The 15,489-nt window shown below is 67.6% G+C and carries 13 protein-coding genes and 1 pseudogene; 8 read left to right on the forward strand and 6 right to left on the reverse strand.

The features are described from left to right. Positions 1 to 109: 109 nt before the first annotated feature. Positions 110 to 691 (reverse strand): TetR/AcrR family transcriptional regulator, encoded by a 582-nt coding sequence (locus JM949_RS24610; protein ID WP_203150676.1) that lies wholly within the window; start codon positions 689 to 691, stop codon positions 110 to 112. Between the two features lie 91 nt (positions 692 to 782). Between JM949_RS24610 and JM949_RS24615 the strand changes: the two genes are divergently transcribed. Both JM949_RS24615 and JM949_RS24620 read left to right on the forward strand, forming a co-directional pair. Beyond that, positions 783 to 1,796, forward strand: a complete 1,014-nt coding sequence (locus JM949_RS24615) for an aldo/keto reductase (RefSeq protein WP_203150677.1) — start codon at positions 783 to 785, stop codon at positions 1,794 to 1,796. Between the two features lie 191 nt (positions 1,797 to 1,987). Beyond that, on the forward strand, positions 1,988 to 2,446 hold the full coding sequence (locus tag JM949_RS24620) for a CehA/McbA family metallohydrolase (RefSeq protein ID WP_203150678.1): 459 nt from the start codon (positions 1,988 to 1,990) through the stop codon (positions 2,444 to 2,446). A gap of 90 nt (positions 2,447 to 2,536) precedes the next feature. Here JM949_RS24620 and JM949_RS39920 read toward each other — a convergent pair. Together JM949_RS39920 and JM949_RS24625 are read right to left on the reverse strand one after the other, a co-directional pair. Then, positions 2,537 to 2,869: pseudogene (locus JM949_RS39920) on the reverse strand (hypothetical protein); the annotation flags it as partial. Between the two features lie 523 nt (positions 2,870 to 3,392). Next, entirely contained in the window at positions 3,393 to 4,457 is a 1,065-nt protein-coding gene (locus JM949_RS24625; RefSeq protein WP_203150679.1) for a glycoside hydrolase family 43 protein, read from the reverse strand. Positions 4,458 to 5,186: 729 nt separating this feature from the next. Between JM949_RS24625 and JM949_RS24630 the strand changes: the two genes are divergently transcribed. Beyond that, the gene (locus JM949_RS24630) at positions 5,187 to 6,182 is read left to right on the forward strand and encodes an arabinan endo-1,5-alpha-L-arabinosidase (protein ID WP_309232311.1); all 996 of its coding nucleotides are present in this window, start codon (positions 5,187 to 5,189) and stop codon (positions 6,180 to 6,182) included. 233 nt (positions 6,183 to 6,415) lie between these two features. On the opposite strand, the gene JM949_RS39925 is transcribed toward JM949_RS24630, so the two are convergent. Both JM949_RS39925 and JM949_RS24640 read right to left on the reverse strand, forming a co-directional pair. Then, positions 6,416 to 6,745, reverse strand: coding sequence for a hypothetical protein (locus tag JM949_RS39925; RefSeq protein WP_203150681.1), 330 nt, complete (start codon positions 6,743 to 6,745; stop codon positions 6,416 to 6,418). A 341-nt stretch (positions 6,746 to 7,086) separates the two neighbouring features. Further along, on the reverse strand, positions 7,087 to 8,004 hold the full coding sequence (locus tag JM949_RS24640) for a manganese catalase (RefSeq protein WP_203150682.1): 918 nt from the start codon (positions 8,002 to 8,004) through the stop codon (positions 7,087 to 7,089). Positions 8,005 to 8,665: 661 nt separating this feature from the next. On the opposite strand from JM949_RS24640, the gene hflX reads away from it, so the two are divergent. The 4 genes from hflX to JM949_RS24660 all read left to right on the forward strand — a co-directional run bounded on the left by hflX (position 8,666) and on the right by JM949_RS24660 (position 12,309). Further along, positions 8,666 to 9,817: a GTPase HflX gene (hflX, locus tag JM949_RS24645; protein ID WP_203150683.1), complete on the forward strand. Its 1,152-nt coding sequence runs from the start codon at positions 8,666 to 8,668 to the stop codon at positions 9,815 to 9,817. Between the two features lie 226 nt (positions 9,818 to 10,043). Continuing rightward, a complete protein-coding gene (locus JM949_RS24650; protein ID WP_203150684.1) occupies positions 10,044 to 10,439 on the forward strand; it encodes a GntR family transcriptional regulator in 396 nt (131 codons plus the stop codon). Beyond that, entirely contained in the window at positions 10,436 to 11,335 is a 900-nt protein-coding gene (locus JM949_RS24655) for an ABC transporter ATP-binding protein (protein ID WP_203150685.1), read from the forward strand. The genes JM949_RS24650 and JM949_RS24655 overlap by 4 nt, the downstream gene beginning before the upstream one ends. Continuing rightward, a complete protein-coding gene (locus JM949_RS24660) occupies positions 11,332 to 12,309 on the forward strand; it encodes an ABC transporter permease subunit (protein ID WP_203150686.1) in 978 nt (325 codons plus the stop codon). Before JM949_RS24655 ends, JM949_RS24660 begins: the two co-directional genes overlap by 4 nt. A gap of 18 nt (positions 12,310 to 12,327) precedes the next feature. On the opposite strand, the gene JM949_RS24665 is transcribed toward JM949_RS24660, so the two are convergent. Next, positions 12,328 to 13,809, reverse strand: coding sequence for a glycosyltransferase family 39 protein (locus JM949_RS24665; RefSeq protein WP_203150687.1), 1,482 nt, complete (start codon positions 13,807 to 13,809; stop codon positions 12,328 to 12,330). Positions 13,810 to 14,458: 649 nt separating this feature from the next. On the opposite strand from JM949_RS24665, the gene JM949_RS24670 reads away from it, so the two are divergent. Continuing rightward, positions 14,459 to 15,489 (forward strand): trypsin-like serine protease (locus tag JM949_RS24670; RefSeq protein ID WP_203150688.1); only part of this gene is annotated, 1,031 nt, incomplete at its 3' end.

Raw genomic sequence — 15,489 nt, forward strand, 5'->3', positions numbered from 1 at the left:
CACGACCAGCGTGGGCAGCCGAAATGAGAGCGACAGCCCGAGCGCCTCGACCGAAGCCTGGCCGGGCCACGGTCGCAGGTCAATGAAACAAGTAGCCGATGAGCGTGCGTCACGCCTGTCGAGCGGACTCCGTAGGAGCCGTGGATGGGCGCAGACCGTCGAACAGGACGGCGAGAGCCCGGTCGAGGACCGGGCCGGGATAGTCGCCGGTTTCCGCCGCCATGCTGGCGCCTCGGAGCAGGGCGAGTATCTCGGACATGCCCACGTCGGGGCGTACGGCACCAACGCGTTGCGCGGCCTGCAGCAGGCTCGTCAACGCCTCGCGCATCTGCGCGCGCTGATCTGCCTGCTCTGCTTTGACATCGATGCCTGCGCCTTGGAACGCGTCCGCCAGAGCCTTCTTGCGAGTGGCGTCCGCCACGATGTGTCTGAAGAAGGTGAAGAACCCAATCTGTGGCTCGGCGGCCGTACGCAGCCGGGCGGCCTCCTCCAGCAGCAGGTCCACCCGGTTCGAGACGATGGCCGCATAGAGGGCTTCCTTGGTGGCGAAGTGTCGGTACACGGTGCCAACCCCGACTCCGGCTCGACGTGCGATTTCGTCCATCCGGGCGGCCAACCCCTGTTCGCCGAGCACGCTCTCGGCCGCCGTGAGGACCTTCGCGCGGTTGCGTGCCGCATCGGAGCGGATCATGCCCGCCCCGCCCGGTCGAGCGTCGTTGACAAACGGAATTCCGGTTCCGTATCTTCAAGCGGAATCATGATTCCGATCTTACGAGGACCACATGCAGCACAGGGCACTGGGCCGATCTGGCCTCCGCGTCTCCCGGGTGTGCCTGGGCACGATGAACTTCGGCACCGACCCGCAGGCCCCGACCCCGGAACCCGAAGCCCACCGCATCATCGACACGTTTCTCGACGCTGGCCATAACCTCATCGACACCGCAGACACCTACCGAGGTGGTACCAGCGAAGAAGTCATCGGTCGAGCCATCGCCCGACGTCGCGCCGACGTCGTCCTGGCCACGAAGGGGGCAGCGCCGCAAGGCGCCGGCGCCAACCACCGGGGCCTCTCCCGGGCTCACCTGACTCGCGCCCTGGAGGCAAGCCTGCGCCGACTACGCACCGACTACATCGACCTGTACCAGTGCCACGTACCCGACCCGGACACCCCGATCGACGAGACCATGGCAGCGCTCGATGACTTCGTGCGCGCCGGCAAGGTACGTTACATAGGTTGCTCCAACTTCACCGCCGCAGGCATCATCAGCGCCCAATGGGCGGCGCAACGCGCCCACGGGACACCGTTCGTCAGCTTGCAAGCCAACTACTCCCTCATCGCCCGCGCCATCGAGGCCGAGATCGTCCCCACCTGCCAGGAGCACGGGCTCGGCATCCTCGCCTACAGCCCGCTCGGCAGCGGCCTGCTCGCCGGGCGATACCAGCGCGGCACCAGGCCGGCTGACGGATCCCGGCTCGCCCAGTGGGCAGCGATGCCCAGCCCCATGGCGCGCGCGTTCGTGACCGGTCTCCTCGCCGAACGACATTTCGACATCGCCGACGAGGTCACCAACGTCGCTGCCGAACTACGAACCACCGCCCCGACCGTCGCGCTCGCCTGGCTCCGCAGCCGGCCCGAGATCACATCGGTGATCCTCGGCCCCCGCTCCAGTGACCAGCTGACCGCCAATCTCGCCGGCCTCGCATTCGACCTTCCGGAAACCATCTCCACCCGGCTGAACGCGGCAAGCCAGTGCACTGTCAGCCCTGCGGCCAACGGTCAACACCATGCAACCTGATCAGCACACCACCTGCCCCGGCCGGCACTCCGCATGCCCCGCCTCGACATCCGCTTCTGCCGCGATCCGCGCGCGACGGCGGCCACTACTGCTCGCCGTCCTGATCTGCCGCGAGACTGGTGCGTTGGGCTTGGTGGGCAGCACGCGGGTGATCTCAGGGCTACGATGCCCGCGATGGCCGGGGTAAGAGCATGACGACGGGCACCGTCGCCGGGGCACAGTTCCCGCCCAGGCGGGTGGCCGGACGGGGGCGCGGCTGGTATCGGGGCGACTGTCACGTGCACTCGCAGCGTTCGCGTGGCGGCGAGCTGACGCCGGAGCAGCTTGCATCTGCCGCCCGCGAGGTCGGGCTCGACTTCATCGCCATCACCGAGCACAACGCTGCGGACACCCACGGTGTCTGGGGGTCGCTCACCGGTGACGATCTGCTGGTGGTCCTTGGCCAGGAGATCGTCACCGAAACTGGACACTGGCTTGCGCTCGGCATCGAGCCCGGCCGGGTCATCGACTGGCGCTACAACCTGCGCGATGGCCTGATCGACCGAGCTCTGGATCACGTCCACCAAGCCGGTGGTCTGTGCGTCGTGGCCCACCCGCACGCGCCGTACCCCTCCGGCGCTTTCACGCATCCATCCCAGGGAAGTGCGTAAGTAGGCGGCAAGCTTTTCCGCATCGGGGCTGCGCAGTGCGGGATGGCGACGGTGTAGCCCGCGGTCGTGTCGGATGCGGTCGAGCAGGTGGTCTTCCCGGATGTAGAGGATCTTCGGTTGGGCGGAGGTCCTGGTGCGGGTGCTCGTGTGCCCGTGGCGGCAGCGGTAGCCGGGTCGGCCGTGGACCCAGTGGGAGTCCATGATCCGGCCGCACACGCCGCAGCAGATCACTCTGGCCAACAAATAGCAGCGGGGAATGCCGTCGGCTGGGGTCGGTGCGCTGTGGATGCCTGGACGGCGACGAAGTGTTCTTTGCTGACCAGCGGAGGTGCGCGATCTCGCGGGAGATAACCCAGTCATTGGAGGCGCTCCACCGCTGGATCTCGTGGTGTCGATCGAAGGCTCCCTTGTCAGGGAGGGCATCAAGGTCGGTGCGTTGACGGTTCCAGACCTGCCGCCCGGTGTAACGGGGGTTGGCCAGGATCGCCGTGACAGTGGTCAGCATTCACTGGCGGCCGCTGCGGTGGGGGTTACGCGCTGTGGGTCGGCACCGGACGGGCACGGGGCGGACTGCTGGCCGCCCAGGCGCTGTTGGACCCGGAGATCATCGTCCTGGGAGGCAGACTTTCCGACGCGGGCGACGCCTTGCTCAGACCGGTACGGACGGAAGTCTTCGACCGGCGGACCTTCCACCGCGAACCGCAGATCCTGCGCGTGTCAATCGGTGACGAGGCAGGCTGTCTCGGCGTAGGTCTCCTCCCTCGACGACTGGCAGGGCCGCAGGGAATGATCGGGATGCCAGCCGCTTCGTGGCGTGTGGAGGTTGGCTGAGACGTCGGTGGGGACGCTGCTCGCGTTCGCGAGACGCGGGCACGCGGAGGCAGTGCGAGTTCGGCCTTGCTGGGACGCCTTGTGGTGGAGGCGTCCCAGCGGGTCGTGCGGGTGTTTAGGAGTCGCCGGAGGGGCCGGCGATCGAGGTGCCGGTGCGGACCGGGACTCCGGGGTTGGGGGTGCCGTCGGAGTTCCAGCCAATTTTCTGGGCCCGTGTGGTGCGCGTGGTGCCGCAGCCCTGGTTGGTGGACGAGTTGGCGTGGTAGACGATCCACGTCTCGGCGCCGTCTGGTGACCTGACGAACGAGGCGTGGCCTGGGCCGTAGACGCCGTTGGCGTCACTGCGCTGGAAGATGGGGGTCGACCTCTTCGTCCACGAGTTGGCTGACATCGGGTCGCCACCGGTCCAGGTCAGTGTGCCGAGCTTGTAGTCGGGCGTGTTGCAGGAACTCGCCGAGTACGTCAAGAACGTCCTCCCGCCGTTGTACACGGCGTACGGGCCTTCATTGACCGCGCCGCCCTGCCGCTCCCAGGACAGGGTCGGAGACGAGATCCGAACGCCGTTGCGCGAAACCTGGGTCGGCGATGACATCGGAGCAATGAACAGGCCTTGTTCCCCGCCGCGGAACGCGGAGTAGACGAAGTGGTTCACCCGGCCGTTGAACCGGACCACGCTGCCGTCGATCGCCCATCCGTTGTTGGGTTCCAGGTTGAGGATGCCCCGGTAGGTGTACGGCCCGAGCGGGTCGGTGCCGTTGCTCTCCAGCACGCCGGTGCGGCGTGCCCCCTGGCCGGGGGAGGCCTCTGCCGAGAAGTAGATGTACCACCGGTTGTTGATGAATTGGATGTCCGGTGCCCACATCGTGCAGCAGCCGGGCCCGGGGGCGAGGGTGAACACCGTGCGCTCCGGCGCGTTCTTCAGGCCGGCCATGGTCGACGACGTGCGCATGACGATTCTCGAGGACCACGTCGTGGCCACGTAGTACCAGTTGCCGTTGGAGTACACAATCGACGGGTCCGCGCTGTTGGGCGCGCCGACGAGGGGGTTGGTGAACGATGGTCCGGGTGCTGCGAGGGCCGGGGAGGCGGGGATGGTTGCGCCGAGGGCCGACACGAGCAGAGCGACGACGGCGGTGCTCAGCAGCCGTCGCGCGGCTCTCCGTCTGTGGATGGTGATCATCGCGGTTCCTTCCTTGGGGCCTGCGCCAGGATCGGGTGGGCCGTCGCCTGCGACCGACCTGTGCATGCGTTGACGTTGTCTTCGCCGACCGGGCGACGTGGTGAGTAGCCACCGTCGTGGCCGTTGGTCGGGCGAGGGCGAGGCATCATCAAGGCTTTACACGTGGCTGGGCGGGCCAGGCTGGTAGGCCACTGTCCATCAAGAGTGAACCGGCATCGACAATGCAACGAATTGATGCAGGTTAATCCCGTGGCAACCAACTGTGAGCGTGAACATCGCCGCTGTCAAGGCTTCGGAAACATGTCGGTTGGATGGCCGGCGGAAGGGCCCGCTGCAACACCGGTGGCATCTGTTCGTGCACAGACTGCCGACAAAAATTATCGGATCCCAGCCGCCCTTCCTGCCAGGCAACGCCATTATCCCGCCGCCATTCGGTCCGACTTGGAGCGGCGATGTTATCGCAAACATTTCGGAACAAGTTCGATGGTCAGCGAAGCGATTCGACACTGCATGATGTCTCCGAGACAACAAAGTCCATCGATGTGAGCTGTCACATCACCGGTAGTCGGAACGTTGCAGGACCCGCGTTGTCGATGGAGACGGCGTGGACCGAAAACCCGGAAGCTGGGAGGAATCTCAATGAGTCGAACTCTCGGAGCGCGCCGCCGCGGGCGATGGAAGAACCTGCTGGTCCTGGCCGTGTGCACGGTGACCGCTGCCATTGGTACCGTGCCGATCTCGATACCCGCAGCGGCGGCCACCATGGACGCAAAGCAGCAGTGGCAGCTCGTCCCCGTCGGCGGCAACGAGCCGCGGCCCGCACCCGCCGCGCCGCTGGCACCGTACCCGGCGCCCGGCCGAGTGACCGGAGACATCGGCGTACACGACCCGACGGTGGTCAAGCGACCCACCGGCGGCTACCTCATGGTGCACACCGGCAACAACGTCGCGATCAAGACCTCACCGGACCGGACCAACTGGCGCAACGCGGGAGCGGCCTTCCCCGGCGGCGCGCCGTGGACGCTCCCGTACACCAACGGCGGCAGCAACCTGTGGGCCGGAGACATCTCGTTCCACAACGGCCAGTACTGGCTGTACTACTCTGCCTCGTCGTTCGGCTCCAACCGCTCAGCGATCTTCCTTGCGACCAGTCCAACCGGCGCGTCCGGCTCCTGGACGAACCGCGGCCTGGTCATCGAGTCCAGGACCTCGGACAACTTCAACGCCATCGACCCCAACCTCGTCGTCGACGACCAGGGCCGCTGGTGGCTGAGCTTCGGATCGTTCTGGTCCGGCCTCAAACTCGTGCAGGTCAACCCATCCAACGGGCTGCGCCTTGACGGCACGATCCGCAGCATCGCCGGTCGCGGCGGTGGTGCCATCGAGGCCCCATACATCTTCAAGCATGGCAGCTACTACTACCTGTGGGTGTCCTGGGACATGTGTTGCCGAGGCGCATCCAGCACCTACCGGGTCATGGTGGGCCGTTCGACCAGCATCACCGGCCCCTACCGGGACCGCAGCGGCCGCGACATGAACGCCGGCGGCGGCACCGAGGTGCTGGCCGGCCACGACAACGTCCGCGGTCCAGGACATCAAGCCGTCATCGGCGACACCGACGGCGATGTATTGATCTACCACTACTACAACGCCAGCAACGGTGCCGCACTGCTCGGCATCAACCGCATCGGCTACGACAGCGCCGGGTGGCCCTTCGTCTTCTGACAGGTACGGGTGCCGGCGGGACGGCCGGCACCCGTACCACCCGCGCGCCGGCACCGCCGGCGATCCCATTCGACGAATGAGGCCGAACGATGACGGCCCACTCCTTGCGCGACGCCGCCCGTGGCGCCCGCTCACCACCGCGATGCTGATCGCCTTGCTGGCCGACGCCCGCTTTTCATCTGTAGAAGGGCACCTCGCGCCACCCGACCACGTTGTGCCGCCGCTCGTCTGTCTCACCAACCTTCTGCACCGACTCGATCGAGGCGAAGATGCACGGGCTGCAGCCGTTGATCTGGCTGGTACGCAGATGGCCAGCGACAGCACGCGCTTGTCGACGCCCCGGCGTGAATCGCCCGGTGGAGGTGCTGGGTCGCTGTGATCACGTTGGGGTCCGCCGCGTTGAGCAGGGCGGTCTTCGCGCCGTCGCGGTCCTGCCACGACGCGGCCATCACCGCCACGGTGACCAACAGCCGCGCGGTAACGCTGATGATGAACCGTTTCCTGCCGTTGACCTCCTTACCCGCGTCGTAGCCACGCGTCTGCTGCCCGACGGGTGTCGGCACCCTTTACCGACTGCGAGTCGATGATCCCCGCCGACGGCTCCGATTCCGCCCGACTCACTGATGACCTACATGGTCCATGCTCCCGCGACTTTCACGGTCGATCCCGAGCTCGATGACGTCAGCTCCGACAGCGTCGGTTACATGGTCAGGCGGCGCCTGGTGAAGGCCGGCAGCCGCAGCAGGGACACCAGCCCGCGTACCAGCCGACAGCCACTAGACATTCTGTGCGGCAGTGGCCCAGCGGCCCGGCCAGCTTTCTTGGCCGGTCACCGCCGGGGTCACACTTGTGCGCGTCTTTTACGTTACCGCGTGTAAGGGCCGCTGCGGGGTTAACGCGAGCGTCATTCCAGGGCGTCTTTCACCTTCTTGACCACGTTGCTCATTCCCTGGGCGTGGGCTCCGGCGGCGTCGCCGGTCTTGCCCGGTCCGCGTGAGCCGTCGTAGGTGGCGTACAGCTTGGGGTCAGGCGGAGGAGGCAGGGCCGTGTCATCGGTGAGCGCCACCGGCTGCGGAAGGTAGGTGAGGTCGGGTCCGCCGATCAGGCTCGGTCCCTGTGCCCAGCGGCCCTCGCCGGCCTGACTGTCGGCGCCAAAGCTCCAGAATGTGTGGTTGTGGTCCTGGTTTTCTTCGTCGAAGTTGGAATTCTCAATTCCGTGGTCGACGTAGCCATCGGCGATGAGCTGCTCAATGCCGAGCAGCCACTGCTGTTGGTGGTAAGTGTCGCGGGCGAGGTTGAACCGCAGCATGTTCTTGACCCCGGGGTCGTCGGTCATGTTCATCACCCGGCTGGTTTGCAGACGGCTCTGCGCTTCGGCGGCGACGTTGGAACGGAAGTCGGCCAGAAGGTTGCCGCTGGCGACGATGTAGCCGGCGTTCCACGGCACACCTTGGCTGTCGCGCGGGAGTGGACCGCCGCCTCCGACGATGGCGTGTTGCGGGTTCATGCCGCCGATCACGGCGGCGAGGACCGGATTGGCTGCGACGGCCTTTTCCGTCGTCTCCGCGGGGGCGCCTTCGAGAAGCCGTGCCAGCATGGTGGTGAGCATCTCGACGTGACCGATCTCCTCCGTCCCGATGTCCATGATCATGTCTTTGTACTTACCGGGGACGCGACAGGTCCAGCCCTGCCAGAGGTACTGCATCATGACGGTCATCTCGCCGAACTGGCCCCCGAGGATCTCCTGCAGCTTCGCGGCGAACAAGGCGTCCGGCTTCTCGGGCTTGGCCTGAAATTGCAGATGTCGATCGTGGTTGAACACGACAGCCTCCCTTAGGTGACGGGCACATCGCCCGCCGGCGACGTGCCCGTGCATCCCCACCCACCCGGCCTGTTGGTGCCAATCGGTGGCCCGGCGGGGCCACGGCGCATCGGCGCGCCGGCCACCGACACGAGGCGGGGCGGCCGGTCGACGGCTCATTCGCGCTGGGGGGAGGCGTCCTCCGCTGGCACTGGCTGGTCCTCCGCCTCGACAGAGAGTCGTAGGGGATGGCCCACGGAGGCCGTATGTCTTGATCCGACCAACTCCCTACCCCCTCGGGTAGTGGGTTAACACCTGAGGGATTGCGTCTACCGAATCTTCGGCACGTAAACGGCGGTAGTAACGCGCCCCGGCCTTTGGGAGGTGTGGGCGCCTGATCGCTGGGTAGGGCTCGTCACGCTGAAGCGAGTGGTTTGGCAAGGCAACGTGCTGCGCAAGTCCAGCTACGGCTTCGCCACCGGACCGATCGCTGATGCCCTCGCCGCCCGTGACGGCCGTCGACCCGGGTAGCGGCACACACGGCGCTGCGGCCCGGTCGTCGTTCGAGGTGCGCCCCCTGCCCGCGGTCGCTGCACACGGCCCCCAGCTCTTGGCTGGGGTCGCGCATGGCATGTTCGGTCGGGGGTAGACCGTCACTGCCGAGACGAGGTTGAGGTGGACGATGGCGGGATCATGGTTGCTGGGCCCACATGCCAGCGCGCTGGGAGAACGCCCGACCGCGGTGCTGGTGGCGGTGCGAGGCGAGGACGGTACGGCCGATAGCGGACCGGGTTCGGAGACCTCGCTGGCCGAGCTGCGCCGGCTCGCCGACACCGACGGCCTGAGTATCGCCGACGCGGTGGTGCAGAACCGGCCCCGCCCGGACCCGGCGACCTTCGTCGGATCGGGCAAGGTCGACGAGTTGGCCGCGCTTGCCGAGCGATCACACGCCGACCTGGTAATCGCCGACGGTGAACTGACCCCAGGGCAGGTGCGCAACCTGGAGGAGCGGACGGGCATACGGGTGGTTGACCGGACCGCGCTGATCCTGGACATCTTCGCCGAGCACGCCCGCACCAGCGACGGCCGGGTCCAGGTGGAGCTGGCGCAGATCGCATACCAGCTGCCGCGGTTGCGCGGTGACGGCCGGTCGATGTCGAGGGTTGGTGGTGGCCGGATGGCCGGGGGCGCCGGCATGGGGGTACGTGGTCCCGGTGAGATGCGGCTGGAGACCCAGCGCCGGACGCTCCGCGAGCGGGCCACCCGGCTGCGACGTAACGCCTCAGAGCTGGCCCGGCGGCGGGAGCGGACCCGGAACCGGCGGGCCCGCAACCAAGTGCCGTCGGTGTCGATCACCGGCTATACCAATGCCGGCAAGTCGGCCCTACTCAACCGGCTCACCGGTGCGGACGCGCAGGTGCGCGACGTCCTGTTCGCCACACTCGACCCCACCGTTAGACGGATCAGCACGGGCGAACTCACCTATACCATCACCGACACGGTTGGCTTCGTCCGACACCTGCCGCACCAGTTGGTGGATGCGTTCCGGTCGACGCTGGATGAGGTCAGCCGCAGCGACCTCGCGCTGCATGTGGTAGACGCCTGCGCACCGGACGCGCTGGGGCAGATCACCACCGTGCACGGCGTACTGCACGAGATCGGCGCCGGCGACGTACCCGAGCTACTGGTCCTCAACAAAATCGACGTAGCGCCACCGGAGTGGGTGGATGCGTTGTGCCGGGCGCATCCGCATGCCGTTCCAGTCTCCGCCAGGACCGGCGCGGGCATTGACTACCTCCGCGAAGAACTCGCCCGAAGGGTCCGGCGCCTTTGATTCGAGTGTCCGGTCGCTGAAGCGGTGGCTGACACTCGGCTAGTGCCCTGACCACAAACGTTCACGGTGTTGGTTGACAGGCTGTACCGATACGTTCCCCAACCGCGGTCCACGCGGCCAGCCGCCTCATCGCGTACGTCGCTGGACCGTTGTCACTGTCGCCGCCGCGCCCCGACCGCCAACTTGCTGCTTTACTATACTCCTAGTAAAGCAGTAGGGGGCTACCGTGTTCGTCTTCCGGCTCGACACCCACTCCGGCGTGCCGCCGTACCTGCAACTCGTCCAGCAGGTCCGCCAGGCGGTGCTGCTGGGCTTTCTCCAACCCGGTGACCGCCTCCCGCTCATCCGCGAGGTGGTCGAGGACCTGGCGATCAATCCGAACACCGTCGCCAAGGCGTACCGGCAGATGGAGCAGGAGAACCTGGTCACCGGCCGGCCCGGCCAGGGCACGTTCGTCAATGAACAGCAGTCGGCCGTGATGTCGGCATCGACGTACACGTCGCTGCGCCGGGGCCTGGCGATCTGGTTGTGCCGCGCCTACGCGGCCGGCCTCGACGAGCAGGCGGTCAACGCGCTTTTCACCACCGTCCACCAGCAGACGAGGAATGAGGACGTGGCGTGACAGAGACCGAGTTCGCGCTGCGCACCGACGGTGTGGGCAAGCGATACCGGAAGGGCTGGGCGCTGCGCGACTGCACCCTGGCCCTGCCGGCGGGCGGCGTGATCGCCCTGGTCGGGCCGAACGGCGCGGGCAAGACCACGCTGCTGCGCCTGGTCGTCGGGTTGCTGGCACCGAGCACCGGCACGGTGGAGGTCCTCGGCCACGACGTCACCGCCAGCACCCCGCAAACTCTGTCCCGGGTCGGGTTCCTGGCCCAGGACCACCCGCTGTACAAGCGCTTCACCGTCGCCGAGATGCTCCGCTTCGGCCGGGCCTGCAACCTGCGGTTCGACCAGGGGCTGGCCGAGCGTCGGCTGGCGAAGCTGGGCATCCCGCTCGACCGCAGGGCCGGTACGCTCTCCGGCGGGCAGCAGGCCCAGGTCGCGTTGGCGCTGGCCCTGGCGAAGCGGCCGGACCTGCTTGTCCTCGACGAGCCGGTGGCCAGCCTCGACCCGCTGGCCCGGCACGAGTTCCTGCAGGTCCTCATGGGCGCGGTGGCCGAAGGCGGGGTGACCGTCCTGTTCTCCTCGCACGTCCTGCACGAGCTGGAGCGCGTCTGCGACCACCTGGTCGTGCTCAACCACGGCCGGGTCACGCTCACCGGTGACCTCGACACCCTCCTCGCCGAGCACCGGCTGCTCGTCGGCCCGCGCACGGCCACCGACGTCGACCGGGCCGCCGCCGTCGTGCAGGCCGTGCACAGCGACCGGCACACGACCCTGCTGGTACGCGACGGCGGGATCCCGGCCGCGCCTGGTTGGCAGGCCCAGCCGGTCGCGCTGGAGGACCTGGTGCTGGCGTACCTGCGCCGGGCGTCCGAGCCGAGCGCCGCGGTCACGTCGGGGGTGGCGGTATGACGTGGTTGATCTGGCGCCAGCACCGGACCGAGGTCTGCGTCCTGGGTCTGCTTGTCGGCATGTTCGGCATTGCCCTGTTCGTGCTCGGGACGCAGGCCCACGACCTGTTCCCCGGCGGTCCCGCCCGGTGTGCGGGAGAAACCGGTGTCAGCGAGGCCTGCGCGGCCTCCTTCCGCCGGCTCGACGAGGAGTACGGGTACGTCGAGAACCTCCTGGCGGCCTTCTATCTGGTCCCGGTCGTCATCGGTGCGTTCCTCGGTGCGCCGCTGCTCGCGCGCGAACTGGAGGACGGCACCTGGCAGCTCGCCTGGACGCAGGCCGTGCCGCGGATGCGCTGGCTGGCGGCCAAGCTCGCGGCACTCGCCGGCGTCACCGTCGCGCTCACCGGGATGTTCACCGCGGTGCTCACCTGGTTCCGTCAGCCATTCGACGCGTGGGAAGGGCGGTTCCAGTACGACGCCTTCGACCTGGAGGGACTTGTTCCGGTGGCGTACGCGCTGTTCGCGTTCGGCGTCGCCACCGCCGCCGGGGCGATCCTGCGGCGCAGCCTGCCCGCGTTCGGCGTCGCGTTCGGGGCGTTCCTCGCCGCCCGGATGTCGGTGGCGCTGTTGGCCCGTCCCGCGTACGCCACGCCGCTCACCACCATGGAGCCGGTCCCCGTCGGCGGCTCGAAGGACCAGGCGGGGCACCGGGCCGTGCCCGGCTTCGCCGACTGGATGATCGAACACGGCTACGCAGACGCCACCGGGCGCAGGCTGAGCTGGACCGAGTACTACGAGCTGGAGGGTGCCGCCAACCGGGCCGGCACCAACCTCAACCAGTTCCTGCACGCGCGGGGCATCCAGCAGTTCGGGGTCTACCACCCGGCCGACCGGTTCTGGGCGTTCCAGCTCATCGAGGCGGCGCTGTTCGTCGCCGTCGCGGCGGTCCTGATCGGTGTGGTGGTGTGGCGGATACGGCGCCGGATGATCTAGTGCCCTGACCACAACCGTTCACGGTGTTGGTTGGCACGCTGTTCGGCTTGTCGCCGGGTGGCGTGTCGACGTTGACGCCCGAGTTTGGTTCGAATCAGCTCGGCGTGCGTTCCAGGAGGACGATGCACAGCAGCGGGTACTGCCAGCGTTGCGCTGCCTGGTAATCCTTCCTGATCCGCTCCTTCTTGCCGGGTGCCATGTCCTTGAGCGGGTCGTCGCGTTGTCAACGCGGACCACCCAGATTCGCGGCGGGGTGCCAAGGCAGCCAGCGTCAGGGCATTCAGTCGCCAGGAACCGCCCGTTGCTGCGCTGGGGTGCGGTTTGCAGCACGTCCGGTGGGCGCGGAGCGGGTAGGTAGCGTTCGTAGATGTCGCGTGGTGACCAGGGGATGCTGGGGTGGGTGTCGGGGAACACCACGACGTCGCCCGGTCGGTATCGAGGGCTGATGACCGTGGCGATGCGGAACGAGTCCTGGGTGTGACCGGCTTCGCCGCGGATGAGGAGATGCGCTGGGTAGGCCAGAACGGTGGCCAGGCACATCGCGACGATGGCGTGTGGTCGGCCGATGCGGGTCAGGGCGGAGGCGGCGAGCACAGCCATGGGTGGCAGCACCACCAGGACGTAGCGGGCCACCCAGACGTGGAGCTGCGTGCCGGTGAGGAATAACAGCACCAGCGGGACGAATGCCGCGCCGGCGAGGCACAGGTACGCCGGTCGGCGACGCACTCCGAGAATCGCCAGAACGAGAACGAGGCCGCCGACGGACGCGGAGTAGAACAGCCGTTCAGGGAAGGCCCGCACCGCGTTGATGTCCACGAGAGCGATCCAGGAGACCTGCGCGGTCTGCTTCGAGCCCAACAGCGACAACACCAGTGCGGGTAACGCGCCAATGCCGGCGGCCGCCACCCACCGCCACATGGTGCGCCAGCCGTCGTTGCGGCGTTCGAACTGCCACCAGCCGACTGCCAAGCCATGTCCGACAAGCATCAGCAGACCGTTGAGGGGGTGCAGCATCCCGGCGAAGCCGGCTGCCGCGGCGTATCCGGCGAGCCGGCCCCGCGAGGGACGCTCGAGCGACAGGATCAGGCACAACAAGGCGACGGCGGAACCCAGGGTCACCGCGGCGTATGACCGTGCCTCCTGCGCGTACCAGCTGCTGGCCGGAAGAATCGCGAAGATCGATCCCGCTAACAAGCCCGTCGCCGGGCCGCCGACCCGCCGCCCGAGCACGGTCACGACCAGCGTCGCCGCGACGGTGGCGACGACCGAGGGCAGCCGCAACGCGGTCGTTGAGGTGCCGGCGAGGGTCGTGTACAGCTTCATCAGCGCGTAGTACGGGGTGAGTACCGCGTCCACCGAGCCGGACAGTTGCCAAAGCTGCGACCATGACAGTCGTACGGCACCCCAGGTGGCCAACTCGTCAGCCCAGAGCGCCGGACCCGTCAGCCGCCACAGACTCAGCGTCGCCGCGACAACTGCCGGCAGCGCCCAGCTCGCCACCCGAACTGCGCCGTTCGTCAGTGCGGCTCGGTGGCCGACGTCTGCCGCCGCCGTGCCCCCTTCGTCTGCTGAACCTGGTAGGTCTGAAGGGGCAGCGATGGTGCCGGTGCGGTGCAGCGGCCAACTGGCAGTGATGACGGTTCTCCCTCAAGGGCGGTCGTGGGCCGCGCGAATGCTAGCCGGGGCGGACAGGCGCGAGATGTCACTGGGCATGACATGCGGTGAACAGCAGATGTTCCGGCGGCGTTCGTGCTTCGGGACAGCTGGGCTGGCGACGTCATCCAGACCATAAGCAGGCACTGCGACGCAGCCGGAATTCACGCAGCCTAAATCTTCTGGCCAGGTATTCAATCGGAGCTTGAGGCACACGTGCATACGTGCTGCTGGGTGGCCGATTTCGGCGTTTCTCGACGACGGGCCGGACAGTGGACTGCCATTGCTCAGCCTTAATATTCAATAAGTTCGCTCTCTTTCGCCCCGCCCACAGGTTCGGTCTTGAAGGGCCGCCAATTGGCCACCGAGTCCGTTTCTGACGTGCCTCGGCAACCTTTGGTTCACGTCACGTACGCCCTGCCGACGTTTGAGCCTGGATATTCTCCGCTTCCACTGGCATACGGAAATGCCGAAACTTCAATGAAGCGATGGGAAGATAGTGCAAAAACGCGCTCGTGCCTGGGGTGTCAGCCTGTTATTGGCTGGCTTGGCCGCTGGACTTCTCGGCGGCGGGACTGCCTCAGCAATCGCCAAATCCGCGGAAGTCCCCGATGGCACCTATCCCTTTGTGGCAAAGGTGAGCTTCGGCGACGTACGGAGCTGCACCGCCTCCCTGGTCGACTCCCGCTGGATCGTCACCGCGAAGTCGTGTTTCACCGATGGCGCGACCCCTGTCGTCAGCGGGGCGCCCTCGCGTCCCACCAGCGTCCTGCTCGGCCGCACGGACCTCACCCGGGTCGCCGGCCACCGCCTCGCGGTGCTGTCGGTGATCCCGCACCCCGACCGGAACCTCGCCCTCGCCGAGCTGTCCGCGCCCGTTGCGGACATCGCACCGGTCAACCTCGGTGGCGCTGCCCCCACTCCGGGGGAGAGTCTGCAGACAGCCGGGTACGGTCGGACCACCACGGAGTGGGTCCCGAATCGCCTGCACGCTGCCGCGTTCACCGCTCAGACGGTGACGTCGACGACGTTCGCGATGCAGGCCGCGTCGTCGGGTGCCAGCATCTGCAAGGGCGACGCCGGCGGTCCTGTCTTCCGGGAGACGCAGGGCCGCGTCGAGCTGGTGGGGATCAACGACACCTCCTGGCAGAAGGGCTGCCTCGGCGAGACCGAGACTCGTGACGGGGCGGTGGAGACCCGGGTCGACGATCTCGCCAACTGGATCCGGGCGGCGGTCAGCGTTCAGCCGAACGGCCTGCGGGAGCCGGTGACGGGCGAGTTCAACCGTGACGGCAAGCCGGACCTGATCGCCACCGACGACACCGGGCAGCTCTGGCTGTACCCCGGCACCTCAACCGCGAACGCCTGGGGCCACCGCCTGCTGATCGGTGCCGGCTGGGCTGGTTACCGCGACATGGTCGCCGGGCAGATCAACCGGGATGCCTACGACGATCTGGTGGCCGTGGAAACCGCCACCGGCAAGCTGTGGCTTTTCCCTGGCACGGCAGCGGGGGGCGCTCTGGGCGC

It is taken from the genome of Micromonospora tarensis (assembly GCF_016803395.1).
Classification (GTDB): Bacteria; Actinomycetota; Actinomycetes; order Mycobacteriales; family Micromonosporaceae; genus Micromonospora; species Micromonospora tarensis.